14 protein-coding genes and 2 pseudogenes are annotated in these 12,940 nt (G+C 32.2%); all 16 read left to right on the top strand.

Translation table 11 applies throughout. The annotated features are described in order from the left end of the window. Positions 1–208: 208 nt before the first annotated feature. On the top strand, positions 209–1,669 hold the full coding sequence (gene mobQ, locus HMPREF1253_RS09020; RefSeq protein WP_023056488.1) for a MobQ family relaxase: 1,461 nt from the start codon (positions 209–211) through the stop codon (positions 1,667–1,669). A 61-nt stretch (positions 1,670–1,730) separates the two neighbouring features. Further along, on the top strand, positions 1,731–2,150 hold the full coding sequence (locus HMPREF1253_RS09015) for a nuclear transport factor 2 family protein (protein WP_023056494.1): 420 nt from the start codon (positions 1,731–1,733) through the stop codon (positions 2,148–2,150). An 11-nt stretch (positions 2,151–2,161) separates the two neighbouring features. After that, positions 2,162–2,779, top strand: a complete 618-nt coding sequence (locus HMPREF1253_RS09010; protein WP_023056516.1) for an SAP domain-containing protein — start codon at positions 2,162–2,164, stop codon at positions 2,777–2,779. Between the two features lie 108 nt (positions 2,780–2,887). After that, on the top strand, positions 2,888–3,052 hold the full coding sequence (locus HMPREF1253_RS09005) for a transposon-encoded TnpW family protein (RefSeq protein ID WP_019118571.1): 165 nt from the start codon (positions 2,888–2,890) through the stop codon (positions 3,050–3,052). A gap of 41 nt (positions 3,053–3,093) precedes the next feature. Further along, positions 3,094–3,531: pseudogene (locus HMPREF1253_RS09000) on the top strand (type IV secretory system conjugative DNA transfer family protein); the annotation flags it as partial. 96 nt (positions 3,532–3,627) lie between these two features. Further along, positions 3,628–5,417 (top strand): annotated as a pseudogene (locus HMPREF1253_RS08995) (DUF4368 domain-containing protein). A 200-nt stretch (positions 5,418–5,617) separates the two neighbouring features. After that, complete coding sequence (locus HMPREF1253_RS08990; protein WP_023056518.1) at positions 5,618–6,328, top strand: lantibiotic protection ABC transporter ATP-binding protein; 711 nt, start codon at positions 5,618–5,620, stop codon at positions 6,326–6,328. Then, a complete protein-coding gene (locus HMPREF1253_RS08985; protein WP_002839678.1) occupies positions 6,321–7,070 on the top strand; it encodes a lantibiotic immunity ABC transporter MutE/EpiE family permease subunit in 750 nt (249 codons plus the stop codon). Before HMPREF1253_RS08990 ends, HMPREF1253_RS08985 begins: the two co-directional genes overlap by 8 nt. A gap of 5 nt (positions 7,071–7,075) precedes the next feature. Beyond that, positions 7,076–7,816 carry a lantibiotic immunity ABC transporter MutG family permease subunit gene (locus tag HMPREF1253_RS08980; RefSeq protein WP_023056526.1) on the top strand — a complete coding sequence of 247 codons (741 nt, stop codon included), beginning with the start codon at positions 7,076–7,078 and terminating at the stop codon, positions 7,814–7,816. Between the two features lie 124 nt (positions 7,817–7,940). Next, complete coding sequence (locus HMPREF1253_RS08975; protein ID WP_002840689.1) at positions 7,941–8,603, top strand: response regulator transcription factor; 663 nt, start codon at positions 7,941–7,943, stop codon at positions 8,601–8,603. Continuing rightward, a complete protein-coding gene (locus HMPREF1253_RS08970; RefSeq protein WP_023056491.1) occupies positions 8,594–10,018 on the top strand; it encodes a HAMP domain-containing sensor histidine kinase in 1,425 nt (474 codons plus the stop codon). Before HMPREF1253_RS08975 ends, HMPREF1253_RS08970 begins: the two co-directional genes overlap by 10 nt. Positions 10,019–10,347: 329 nt before the next feature. Then, positions 10,348–10,569, top strand: a complete 222-nt coding sequence (locus HMPREF1253_RS08965; protein WP_002839698.1) for a hypothetical protein — start codon at positions 10,348–10,350, stop codon at positions 10,567–10,569. Between the two features lie 179 nt (positions 10,570–10,748). Further along, positions 10,749–11,252, top strand: a complete 504-nt coding sequence (locus HMPREF1253_RS08960) for an RDD family protein (protein ID WP_238318900.1) — start codon at positions 10,749–10,751, stop codon at positions 11,250–11,252. 107 nt (positions 11,253–11,359) lie between these two features. Continuing rightward, on the top strand, positions 11,360–11,674 hold the full coding sequence (locus HMPREF1253_RS08955) for a hypothetical protein (protein WP_036740012.1): 315 nt from the start codon (positions 11,360–11,362) through the stop codon (positions 11,672–11,674). A 120-nt stretch (positions 11,675–11,794) separates the two neighbouring features. Continuing rightward, positions 11,795–12,232, top strand: a complete 438-nt coding sequence (locus tag HMPREF1253_RS08950) for a hypothetical protein (RefSeq protein ID WP_023056535.1) — start codon at positions 11,795–11,797, stop codon at positions 12,230–12,232. A 102-nt stretch (positions 12,233–12,334) separates the two neighbouring features. Continuing rightward, complete coding sequence (locus tag HMPREF1253_RS08945; protein WP_023056500.1) at positions 12,335–12,625, top strand: DUF3847 domain-containing protein; 291 nt, start codon at positions 12,335–12,337, stop codon at positions 12,623–12,625. Positions 12,626–12,940: the final 315 nt, after the last annotated feature.

Raw genomic sequence — 12,940 nt, 5'->3', positions numbered from 1 at the left:
TAAAGGGTGTGTGCGTTCTCCGAAGGCTCTTGCAGAGAGCACATCAGCCAACGCTGATACAGGGGAGCTACACTCCCCTACGGAAATAAATTTCCTATCCCGTGTGTACTTCCAAAAAGAAATCGGATAAAAAACTATCCGATTTTTTTAGGAAGTCTTATCCATCGCCACATAAAAGTATCAGAAAAACGAAAGGGGGTTTTTAGCTATGGCGATATATCATCTCAGTATAAAGATTATATCAAGAGGCAAAGGGAAAAGTGCAGTTGCGGCAGCTTCCTATCGCAGTGGCGAAAAGATAAAAAATGAATATGATGGCATAGTCCACGACTTTACAAGGAAAGGCGGAATAGCCCATACCGAAATTTTATTGCCACGAAATGCACCACAGGAATTTGCAAGTCGTTCTGTCTTGTGGAACAGTGTTGAGAAAATAGAAAAAAGTAAAAACTCACAGCTTGCAAGAGAAATCGAAATTGCCTTACCCAAAGAACTGAGTAGAGAAAAACAGATAGAGCTTGTAAGGAAATATGTAAAAGAAAATTTTGTGAAAGTCGGTATGTGTGCCGATGTTGCTTTGCACGATAAAAATGACGGAAATCCACACGCACATATCTTACTTACCATGCGACCGTTAAACGAAGATAAAACATGGGGAGCAAAATCAAAAAAAGAATATATCCTTGATAAAAACGGAGAAAAGATAAAACTCAAAAACGGCAATTACAAAACAAGAAAAATCAATACAACCGATTGGAATGAGCAAGAAAAAGCGGAAGAGTGGCGAAAAGCATGGGCAGACATTACAAACAAATATCTTGAAGAAAACAGCATACAGGAAAAAGTAGACCATCGTTCCTATCAAAGACAAGGAATAGAGCAAATACCGACCATTCATTTAGGAGAATCAGCAACACAAATGGAGAAGAAAGGCATAGCTACAGACAGAGGAAATATTAACCGAGAAATCAAACATCAAAATGCGATTTTAAGAGAAATCTCAAGAAGAATAAAAGCCTTGTTAAATTGGATAAGAGGAATTGGAAAAGAAGAAACAGCAGAAACAGAAAACATAAAATCCACCATCCCACCAAAAGAAAATCTACTATCCATTTTTGAAAATCTTATCAATCAAAACGCAGATAGCAATAATGCAGACTTAGAGAAATATATTGAGAGTTATCAGCTTCTTAAAGATAAAAACATCACTTCCATATCTGAACTGAAAGAAAGCATAGTTACTTTAAGAGATAAGAATTACAAGACCACAAAAGCTATCAAAGACATTGAAAAAAGAATTGATGATAAAACACAGCTTATCGACCAAGCCGAGAAATATTTGAAACATAAAGATATCTACAAAGCCTATACCAAATTAAAGAAAAGCAAACAGGAAGATTTTTATAATGAGCATACTGCAGAGATTATTCTATTTGAGAGTGCCAAGAAATATCTGAAAGAGCATTTAGGTGAAAGTAAGACCTTAAATATATCCAAGTGGAAATCAGAGGCTAGCACTTTGAAGAAAGAGAAAAAGAGCCTATACAATCAAATATTAGAAATACGAGAGGAAGTTAAACAAGCTGAAAGTGTTAGAAGCTGTATAGAGAAATTACTACAAGAAAACAGAGGACTAACACAGGTAAAGAGGAACGAGTTAGACCTATAAAATTGAGTGAAAAAATGGTATAATATCAAATAAGTATTTGATTTTGGAGGTGTTTAAATTCATGGATGAAAGAGAGAAAATCATTCGTTTATGGTTTGATATGTGGCTTACACAAAAAGACTTAGGAATAGATGATATTTTTTCAGATGATGTGATTTATATTGAGAGTTGGTGTCCTAAGTATGAAAATCTGCAAACAGTAAAGCACTGGTTTAATGAGTGGAATACAAGAGGAAAAGTTCTTGCGTGGGATATAAAGCAATTTTTTCATAAGGATAATCAAACTATTGTAGAATGGCACTTCAAAAATAAAATGAATGAGGGGAAAGTTGAAGAATTTGACGGTATCTCTTTGATTGTTTGGACAGCCGATAATAAGATAAAAGCATTGAAAGAGTTTGGTTGTAATTGTAACAACTACAATCCTTACAAAGAGAGTGAAACACCATTATTTAGAGATGAAAAAGCAAATTGGTTTTAGGAGATAGAATATTGATAGAAAGTAGACCTGAGTTTGACAAAATTACATCGTTTGATGAGTTTAATAAATACTATTGGTATCGTGAAGAACTTTCACGGATATGCAAGTCATTAGGATTAGAATACAGAGGTACAAAACAGGAACTCAATTATATTATTGAGCAGTACTTTAAGGGTGATTTGATTAAAAAGTCATCAATAAAAAATGAAAAGAAACAAGTAGAAACTATTACCTTAGATACTCCATTACTTGAATGCGGGTTCTCCTTTAACACACATTTCAGAGAGTATTTCTCAATTTTAACAGATGTTTCGCCATTTAAATTTACTGCTGATATGGCTACTGCTTGGAGAAAAGTAAAAAGAGAAAATGATTTGAGTTTTACAATTCAAGATATGCTAAAAGTTTATTATGGAAAATCAAATTATGCGAAGTATGATAATTCAGTTTGTCAATGGAACCAATTTTTAAAGGATTTCTGTGCAGACAAAAATAGTTGCAAATATTCGAACAAATTAAAAGTAGCCTCTATTCTTTGGAAAGAAGTCAGAAATTCAAAAAATGAAAAAATTTATTCAAAGAATCTTTCGACTGAATATGCAGATAAGATAAAAGAGTATTGCAGGTAGGATATTTTTAGCTTGCTAAACTAACAAGTCAATAAAAGCTAACACGAAAGCAGTAAATCAAAAAAGGTTTACTGTTTTTTATTTGCCTAAAAATGGAAAGGAGGATACATGGAAGAAGAAAAAAGAAAAATACAAGTACCACCACATAAACAGTTGATAATGGATATTGGAAAGACAAAATATACTGTAAACCTACATTTTAAGCAAGGTACAGGGGAAACATACAAGGATAAAATACTAAAGCTAATCAAGAGAGAAACAGAGAAGATATAAATTTGTCAAAGAAATTTTGTTTATGTCCTTGACAAATCTTTCCAAAAGGGACACTTGTGTTAGAGTGTGGAAAAATGCTTTATGAAAATGGATATGACATAAAGATTTTAAACACAATAAACTTTAAAAAATCTATGAAATACAATCCCTTTGCTTATTTGAGAAGTGAGAAAGATATTTTAAAGCTTGTCCAAACAATAATTGCTAATACTAAGGGAGATGGAGAAAAGGCAGGAGAAGATTTTTGGGTAAAGGCTGAAAAGTTATATTACACTGCCCTCATCGGTTATATATATTATGAAGCACCTGAAGAAGAAAAGAACTTTAAAACACTCTTAGATATGATTGACGCAAGTGAGGTTAGAGAAGATGACGAAACCTATATGAATCCAATTGATAGGCTTTTTGAGGCTCTTGAAAAGAAAGACCCAAGTCATTTTGCAGTTAAGCAATACAAGAAATATAAACTGGCAGCAGGAGTAATAGAATTAAGGAGAACACTTAATCACTGTTTTAGTGAAATATGTACTTCTTAATTCTTTTTTATTTAAGAAATTAAGAGGAAGGAGGAAAAAGTGAGGAATTTTGAAAAGATAACAGCACTCTATGAGAGATTAAGTCGAGATGATGAACTTGAAGGAGAAAGTAACTCAATCGTTAATCAAAAGAAAATACTTGAAGAATATGCAAGTAAGAATAATTTAACCAACATCATCCATTTTACAGATGACGGAATAAGCGGGACACAGTTTGATAGACCAGGCTTTATGGAAATGATGAATGGAGTAAATACTGGAAATATCGGTTGTATCATCGTAAAGGATATGAGTAGACTCGGCAGAGATTATCTCAAAGTCGGTCAATGTATGGAGATATTAAGACAAAAGGGCGTAAGACTGATTGCTATCAATGACAATGTAGACAGCTTTTACAGAGAAGATGATTTTACCCCTTTTAGAAATATTATGAATGAATGGTATGCAAGAGATACTTCAAGAAAAATACAATCTACATTCAGATCAAAAGGAGAAAGCGGAAAGCATACGGCAAGCACACCACCTTATGGCTACATCAAAGATAAAAAAGACAAAGATAAGTGGGTTGTAGATGAAAAAGCAGCCGAGATAGTAAGACGAATATTTAATCTCACAATGGACGGAGCAGGACCATATAAAATAGCAAAGATACTGGAAGCAGATAAGATAGATATACCTGCTTATCATCAGCAAAAAATGGGATATGGATTACATCAAAGCAAAAACTTTGAATATCCTTATCGTTGGTGTAGTTCCACAATTGCCAGTATTTTAAAGAAAAAAGAATACTTAGGGCATACAGTTAACTTTAAAACAAGAAAGCATTTCAAGGATAAGAAAAGTAAATATGTATCCGAAGATAAATGGCTCATCTTTGAAAATACTCACGAAGCAATCATAGACCAAGAAACCTTTGATAATGTGCAAAGGATAAGAGGAAATGTAAAAAGGTATCCTGATGGTTGGGGCGAATATCACCCACTAACAGGACTGATGTATTGTGCAGATTGTGGAAGCAAGATGTATGTTCATAGGACAAATAACTATAAGAATATCCCTTATTATGTTTGCAGTAATTATAAGAAAGTGCCTTGCGGAACGCTATGTCCATCAGCTCACAGGATAAAAGCAGAAGTAGTCTTAAACCTTATCCAAGAAACATTAAAAGATATAAAAAATTATCTTAATGAAGATAATGAAGCCTTTACCCGTTCCATTCAAAATGAAATGGAAGAAAAGGAAAAAGTAGAGATAGAAAAACAAAGAGTAAGGCTAATTAATAATAAGTCGAGGATACAAGAGTTAGAAAGGCTTATGTGCCGTATTTACGAGGATATGATACTAGAAAAAATACCAAGTAGTAGATATGAGATACTTAATAGCCAATACGAAACAGAGCAAAGAGCCCTAAGTAAAGAGATTGAAGACTTAGAGCTTGAAATATCAAGATATGAGAATGAAACAGATAAGGTAAGAAAATTCATATCCCTTATTAGTCGTTATGAAAACTTTGATGAACTCACAAACTCAATGATAAATGAGTTTGTAGAGAAGATCATCATTCATGAAAGGGATAGAAAAGGCAGTCAAACATCAAAACAAAAGATAGAAATATATTTTAACTTCATAGGGAATTATGAAGTTCCAAAAGAAGAATTAAGCGAAGAAGAAAGATCAAAACTTGAGGAAGAAGAACGAAAAATTAATGAGAGAAGGGACAGACTTCATCAAAATTATCTAAAGCGTAAAGCAAATGGAAAACAACAGGAGTATGAGGAAAGGTATAAGGCAAGACGAGAGCAGAAAAACAGGAGAATTTAAAGGTTTAGAAAAAAATAGGTATATTAGTAAGCTATTATGAGAAGATTAAAAGTGATACGTTTACTATATAGTTTATATGATGATCATATGTCGAAAAATAAAAGGCTCACTTACTACCTACTATGGAAATTTTTAAATCCTTATAATTTCCTTATTTTTTTCTCCTAAAATTACATACGTAAAGAAATGATAAGGAGGAAAATATACTATGGATGATTTTATATTACAAACTAGAAATCTATCAAAGCAGTTCGGGAAACAAAAAGCGGTGGACTGCGTTAATATCAATGTTCCAAGAGGAAAAATTTATGGATTATTGGGACCAAACGGAGCCGGAAAGTCCACTCTTCTCAAAATGATTTGCGGTATGATTACACCTACATCTGGTGACATCATATTCAATAATAATCCTTGGAATCGTTCAAATCTCTCTGAAATTGGTGCATTGATTGAAAATGCACCACTATATCCAAACTTAACTGCCTATGAAAATTGTCGTGCACGATCAATAGCTTTAGGGATTGAAGAAGAGCGAATTCAAGAAGTTTTGCAGATTGTCGGTCTTACTAATACAGGGAAAAAACGTACTGGACAATTTTCAATGGGAATGAAACAGAGATTAGGAATCGCTTTGGCTTTACTTAGTAATCCAAAACTTTTAATTCTAGATGAACCAACGAATGGTCTTGATCCCATTGCAATAAAGGAATTGAGAGAACTTATTAGAGGTTTTTCACAACAAGGAACTACTGTAATTCTGTCTTCTCATATTTTATCTGAAGTCGAACATATTGCAGATCATATTGGAATCATTGCATCAGGACATTTAGGTTATCAAGGTGCATTTGATTCTAAAATGGATTTGGAGCAACTTTTTATGAAAGTTGTTAGTAATCAGCAAGGAGGCTTCAATGAGTAATTCAAATATATTAATGGCCGAGTTCTTGAAAACAAAAAGAACTGCAACAAGAAGAATTGCTATTGCCAGTCCTCTTTGCTTAGCACTAATGGCTATTGTTCAACAAGGTTATTTTTCCTTGAATTTATTTAACTGGTACTATGTAGTTTTTTTACCTGCTACATTCGCATTGATCAGTGCAACAGCTGTTAATATAGATAACGGAAAGCACGGACTTCGTGCAATCCGTTGTCTACCAGTTTCTCAAGGAAAAATATGGAGCTCTAAACTTTTGGTTGTATTAGGATATGCTCTTCTTTCCTGTTTTCTATTAAGTGTTGCTGTGGTTTGTATACCATTTATTTTTAGTTTGTTTGGAATTAATCAGATTAAGCAATTAAGTATTGCTTCAATATTTTTAGGGATTATAGTCATGTTTATCACAACCATGTGGCAAATCCCTTTTAGCTTTATAATTTCAAAAAAATTAGGGGTGATCTTTTCGGTAGTGGTCAATTTAGCTATTTCTTTTTCAGGTGTGTTTTTAGCACTAAAACCATATTGGATGTTTTGCCCATGGGCATGGGTAAATCGTTCCATGATTTCTATTTTAGGGCTTTTACCTAATGGTTTGCCTGTTGAAGAAGATTTGATTTATACACAATCTTATGATGTTTTAATTGCAATTGTTGCATCTGTGGTACTAACGATGGTTTTGTCCATTGTTTCCACCACCCTTTATAAAAAATCAGAAGCGAGGTGATTTTGATGTTGAAATGTTTACATTCTCATATTTATAAAATAGTAAAAAGTCCGCTATTTTATATAACCATTCTTTGGCCAATTATTTGTGTAGGACTTTTTATCGCTTATTATTCTGTTTCTTCATGGAGTATTGAACAAAATATATCTGGATTTTTTCAAGCCTTATCCTTATTTATGGATTGCTTGGTTGTCATGTTGTGTACTGGTATTGTTCAGCAGGAACAACGTGCGGGTTCTTCTTTTAATATTTTATGTGTTGGAAAATCAAGAATTCAAATGCTAATATCACTTGTTATTTTATTGGTTATTATGACAGGTCTTAGTTTAATCATTGCTGTTGCTGGGTTTGCTTTGCTGTATGGAAAGATGATTACCATATCCTACGTCTTGACTACTATTCTTATGCTTATTCCACTTATTTGCCTAGTTTTTATCCATCTATTTATCGCTTTTAAATTTGGTACGTCATGGTCAATAGGTTCTGGAGTCATTTTTATTCTGGTTGGGGCTTTAGGATGTACTGGACTTTTGGATAAGTTTTGGTATTACCTTCCGCCAACATGGGCAGCTAGATTTTCATCTCTAATGATTCTAGATACTTTTCATACAGATTATATTCTTAAGATTGCAGCTGAGCTGAGATATGGTCTATTGATATGTATCATAGTAACCATTGCACTTGTTACTTTAATTCCTATATGGTTTAATAAATGGGACGGTAGAGCCGATAATAGTGATGAATAATATTAAATTATTTAAAAGTTCAAGATTTCCACATCATACTATGATTTTGAATGATAAGAGTGGTCTCATAATATGAGTACTCTTTTTGGCTCAGACTAGATTTAATGAAAGGAGAGGTGAATATATGGGTCAAAACATACTTGTAGTTGATGACGATGAGCAAATTAGATCTGTTATTGAAACAAGTTTAAAGCGTGCTCAATTCTCTGTATATACTTGTGCCTCAGCAAAAGAAACTTTAAGTTTATCTCTCGATCAATTTGATTTGATGATTTTCGATGTGATGATGCCCGACATGGATGGCTTTGAACTTTGCAGAAATGTCCGTGAAAAAGTAGATTGTCCAATCTTATTTCTTACAGCCAAATCCACAGAAGCAGATGTCGCTGAGGGGTTAGCACTTGGCGGGGACGATTACATTCGCAAGCCTTTCACACCATTGGAATTAGTCAGTCGAGTAAAAGCACATCTAAGAAGGGAAGAGCGTGTTCATCATTCTTACCTATCTTTTGGAGATATTCGTTTTCTCTTAAATGCCAAAGAAATACAAATAAAGGGAGAAACTATCAAGTTCACAAAAATGGAATATGAAATTTGCGAACTCTTAGCTAGACATAAGGGACAAGTTTTTTCACGAGAACATATTCTCGAACAAGTCGGTGGATTTTGGACAGAATCTGAGTCTGCAGCTATAGTTGAACATATAAAAAATATCAGAAAAAAATTTTCAACTTATCAACTTGATCCAATTAAAACAATTTGGGGAGTCGGTTACAAATGGGAATAAAAAATTTATATTCTAAGAAAAATACACTAAGGAAAATATTATCTATATATTCCTTAGTGTTCATAGGTATAATTTGTTTTCTTTTTCTTTTATTGGTTATCGGTTTCCACTATGGAGTTAGACATGATTTATATACTTTTGCCAACCACGAAGAAAAACAAGTTGAAATCTTAAAGGAAAAAATCATTTCTAGCCAAAATTTCAACTCAACTTGGGTGCCTGATAATATTGGCTATATTCAGCTAAACAACGAAAATGAAGTTATCAATTCAAACATGAATATAGAGGATCAAGAGAATGCTCTAGACTATTTAGATGGAAAACAAATCCCTTTTTCTAAAGGTTATTTTTCAAAAGTTGTATACAATAATAGAGTCTGCGTCTTTAAATACAGAATAGGTGTATTGTATTCTTCAGATTGGGCAAATGCACATCTGCCAAGAGTAGAATCACTTTTTATTTTCATAATTGCTCTTACGCTTCTTATTCCAACCATGTGGTTTGCAAAGTCTGTTACCAGACATATTTATAAAGACGTATTACCGCTACAAAAAGCTCTTGTTTCCATAGGAAATGGAGATCTAAATATACCTGTCCCTTCCTCCCTATCAATATCAGAGTTTAGAGAGCTAGGGAACCTTATGGACCACATGCGTGTTGATCTAAAGGTAACATTAGAAGAACTTTGGAATAGCGAGCATAAAATAAGAGAACAAACAACCCAAATGCTGCATGATTATCGTTCTCCGTTGACCGTTGCTCGTGCAAATGCTGAGTTTATGAAAGAAGATCTTAGTCAATTAACTCTATTCCTATCTGACAAGGATAAAGAAAAAATGAATGAAAATCTATTGAAATATACTGAATCCATTATTTTTAATTTGAATCGATTAGAAGAGGTAGCAGATAGATTGCAACTACAACTTAGTAATGAAAATAACGAACAACTAGTCAAGGAACCATTGCCATTAGATAGTTTAAATCTCAAAATAAATCAAGAAGGACATATATTAAGTGAGCAATATGGGAATGAGTGGAAAAGCCAATTTCAAGATACAGATGATTATACAATCACAGAGGAAAGTGCAATTCATCAAGCCTTAACTAATATTATCATTAATGCCTGTGAGCATGGTCATTCACCCCAATCAATTCATCTAACATTTATCGTTTCAAATGGGAAAGCCGAATACAAAATCACAAATTCTGGATCACATTTTTCAGATGCTGCCTTAGTCCACGCAACTGACAAAGGCTTTTCTGAAAAAAAGAATTACACACAAACTATAAAAGGTGTCGGATTGTATTTTACAGCAAGAGTAATACGAGAAAATGGTGGAGAACTATATCTGTCTAACACTCCAGAGGGATATGCCTGTGTACAAGTTATAATTCCAGTAGTTAAAAAAAGCTAAGGCTTCAAACTCAATATAAGCGATACATTTTCCTGTTATAAAGAATAAATGGTATTAGGCTTATCAATAGTAAAAAAATACTTAATAATGTGGGAGGAACATCGGAGTAAGAATTGAGTTTGGACAATATACAGTATTTTTTGTAGAGATACCTATAGTTTGCAAAATTGAAAAGGCTGTAAAATAAAAATAAACAGGAACAGTTTGATTACAATATTATGAATTAACGTTAGGATAAAAATATTTTTGGTATAATATCTATATACAAACCACGGAGGTTGGCATATGAGGTATTATGAAAGTAAGGAAGAATTAAAAAAGGAGAATTTATGAAAAATACGAGAAAATGCCCAAAGTGTGGAGGAAGTGATATTTTATTTGTGCCAGGATCTGCTGGAGCTTATGGAACTGGAAATAATATTATGACTGGGCATACAATTATGTCGGCAGTGTCTGTTGATAGGTATATTTGTACTGCCTGTGGTTTTAGCGAGGAGTGGATTGACCTTGACTACATGGATAAATTAAAAAAGAAATATGATGAAATTTAATTAAATTTGCAAAAATACGTTATGCTATAAGATAGAGATAAGACTTGTTTCAGAAAATAGAAATATTTTTTGTTAAGGAGATATAATGAAAAAACTGCAATGTTAATTGATGGTTCATCTATAATATACGAGGAGATAAAGAAAACTTTTCACGCTGAGAGGATAAATAAATTATGTTTATGAATAATAATCCAATATCATTAAAAAAACGAATGAAAGAATTGTTTTTTGATTATCTACTTATTCTTTTGTATTTAGCATTGTTATTTGGAGTAAGCATGGCAGTTTATCATCTGTTTTTTAAAGGGATTCCAAAAATGAATGAACTACAATCACAATTAATTGCGTTATTAACATCAGTTATTCCAATCATTTTGATTTTTGCTTATTTGGATTATTCAAAAGATGGGAGTTTTGGTAAACGCAAAGCGGGGTTAAAACTTGTTTATAAACATAAATCTTTAAAAGCAAGCTTTATAAGAAACATAATCAAATTTTTACCATGGCAAATAGGACATATGAGTACGATTCATGGAATTTATACTGACTTTGATGTATGGGCTATCGTCTTGTTTTTTATAGGCATGGGATTTGCTGTACTGCTATTATTAATGGGTCTAATACGTAATGATAAAAGACATTTGGGTGATTTGTTGGCAAATACCCAAGTACAAAATCAATAAAAATATTTTTGCTATAATACTACTATGCAACCAATAGACTAAGAATAGAAAATGAAAAAACTGGGTATAATAATATAGAAAATTTGATTACTTTTAAGGAGATTATTATGAAAAGTTTAAAGTGGTATACCATAGCTACTTGTATTTGGATATTTATATTTCCTATAACAGGAATAACTGGGTGGGCTTTTATGATTAGTGGTCCAATTGTTATAGTTGGAAGCATCGTGAAATTTGTGTTCAAATTATTTAGAATAGATCTGTATTGGTTAACTAAACCTAGCTTTGGTTTAGGAGTTTTACCAGACCTAATTATTTCTGTAATTGTTGGATTTTTACTAACTATTATTGGGATAGGGTTATGGAGAATTACTAAGAGATTATATCAATGGTTAGTCTTAATAAAGCCTGAGAATTGTTAGATTTAATTATGAAGAACATTTTAATTCATGGGTTGGGTCAAGATGATAAAAGTTGATATTTAAATGAGAGTTACTTTTATTGAAAATTAATGAAGGTAACTATTAAACTGGAGGTTCAAAATGAGAAGAAGATTTGCATTTATAACTATTATTTTTGTTTTTTTAATAGTTCTCACTTCTTGTAAGAGCAAGAAAAAAGAAGATAAGATTGAAATATTTGATTCTAACAATGTAAAAATTGCTGAAACAGAAAAACAAGATGAGTTAGATTATTTTAGTGATTTTATAGAAATGAGTGTAGAAAATGTTAATGATAAAAAATTCGAAAATTATTTTAAAGAAATACCTGACGATGCAATAAAATCTTATCATCTTATATTTACCAACGGCAATGAAGGTACAAAGATAGATTTTTATATTTATGAAAATTACCCTTATATTACAATGGAGGGAGTGCCTATGATTACAACTCCATTGACATGGGAACTTTCTAAAGAAGATTTAAAAGAATTTAATGATAAAGTACAAGAATTGAAAGACATGGATAATAAAAGATAAAGCGAAAATTTTAGGATTGTGTAAATAGAATAATTAAAAGTAGCCTAGGCGATAGAAATTAAAAACTCTATCGTCTTTTTTAATGCGAGAAAGGAGTGCTATATGAAAAAATTAGATCAAATAAGACAAGAGTCAAAAGAAATAAAAGATAAAATTGACCATACAGAAGAAAGATTAAGGCAACTAAAAAATCAAGAACAAAAGATATTAAAACAAGACATAGTGAAAAGAAGAAAAGAAAGAACTCATAGGCTCATAACAAGAGGAGCAATCTTAGAAAGCCTTATAGAAAATGCAGAAGAACTAACAGATGAAGAAATAAAAATACTACTAGAAGAAGCAACAAAGACAAAAGAATTTAAAAAAATACTAAGAATAATGATAGAAAATTAGGAAAAATAAAATAATTAAATCTCCCTTAGATTTTCTAAGGGCGCAATTATACACCCTAAAGGGTGCTTGCGTCCTGCGGAGCCAAACCCTGAAGCGACCAACAACCATTCGCTTTTTAAAAGTCAAGGGTAAATAAACTCGCTAACGCTCGCCCTTGACTTTTAAAATTTGAAATGAACAAAACAATTAAGCCGACATACTGAAACAACAAAAATTAATTCAGTAGTCGGCTTTTTTAATTCTATCATTTCAAAACGCTCATTCACAAAGAGGATATAAAAATCTATTAAGCCTCCACCTAAAACAACAAAAAAA

Origin of the sequence: Peptoniphilus sp. BV3C26, from assembly GCF_000478985.1 — a bacterium.
Classification (GTDB): Bacteria; Bacillota; Clostridia; order Tissierellales; family Peptoniphilaceae; genus Peptoniphilus_B; species Peptoniphilus_B koenoeneniae.
The sequence above is the reverse complement of the archived record's forward strand: the minus strand, read 5'-3'. Positions and strand labels throughout refer to the sequence as shown.

Excerpts from the sequence above, each read along its gene's own strand:
- HMPREF1253_RS08990 (WP_023056518.1), top strand. The coding sequence starts at position 5,618 with ATGGATGATTTTATATTACAAACTAGAAATCTATCAAAGCAGTTCGGG.
- HMPREF1253_RS08965 (WP_002839698.1), top strand. The coding sequence starts at position 10,348 with ATGAAAAATACGAGAAAATGCCCAAAGTGTGGAGGAAGTGATATTTTA.
- HMPREF1253_RS09005 (WP_019118571.1), top strand. The coding sequence starts at position 2,888 with ATGGAAGAAGAAAAAAGAAAAATACAAGTACCACCACATAAACAGTTG.
- HMPREF1253_RS08960 (WP_238318900.1), top strand. The coding sequence starts at position 10,749 with ATGAATAATAATCCAATATCATTAAAAAAACGAATGAAAGAATTGTTT.
- HMPREF1253_RS08985 (WP_002839678.1), top strand. The coding sequence starts at position 6,321 with ATGAGTAATTCAAATATATTAATGGCCGAGTTCTTGAAAACAAAAAGA.
- HMPREF1253_RS08945 (WP_023056500.1), top strand. The coding sequence starts at position 12,335 with ATGAAAAAATTAGATCAAATAAGACAAGAGTCAAAAGAAATAAAAGAT.
- HMPREF1253_RS08950 (WP_023056535.1), top strand. The coding sequence starts at position 11,795 with ATGAGAAGAAGATTTGCATTTATAACTATTATTTTTGTTTTTTTAATA.
- HMPREF1253_RS08980 (WP_023056526.1), top strand. The coding sequence starts at position 7,076 with ATGTTGAAATGTTTACATTCTCATATTTATAAAATAGTAAAAAGTCCG.
- HMPREF1253_RS08955 (WP_036740012.1), top strand. The coding sequence starts at position 11,360 with ATGAAAAGTTTAAAGTGGTATACCATAGCTACTTGTATTTGGATATTT.
- HMPREF1253_RS08975 (WP_002840689.1), top strand. The coding sequence starts at position 7,941 with ATGGGTCAAAACATACTTGTAGTTGATGACGATGAGCAAATTAGATCT.
- mobQ (WP_023056488.1), top strand. The coding sequence starts at position 209 with ATGGCGATATATCATCTCAGTATAAAGATTATATCAAGAGGCAAAGGG.
- HMPREF1253_RS09015 (WP_023056494.1), top strand. The coding sequence starts at position 1,731 with ATGGATGAAAGAGAGAAAATCATTCGTTTATGGTTTGATATGTGGCTT.
- HMPREF1253_RS08970 (WP_023056491.1), top strand. The coding sequence starts at position 8,594 with ATGGGAATAAAAAATTTATATTCTAAGAAAAATACACTAAGGAAAATA.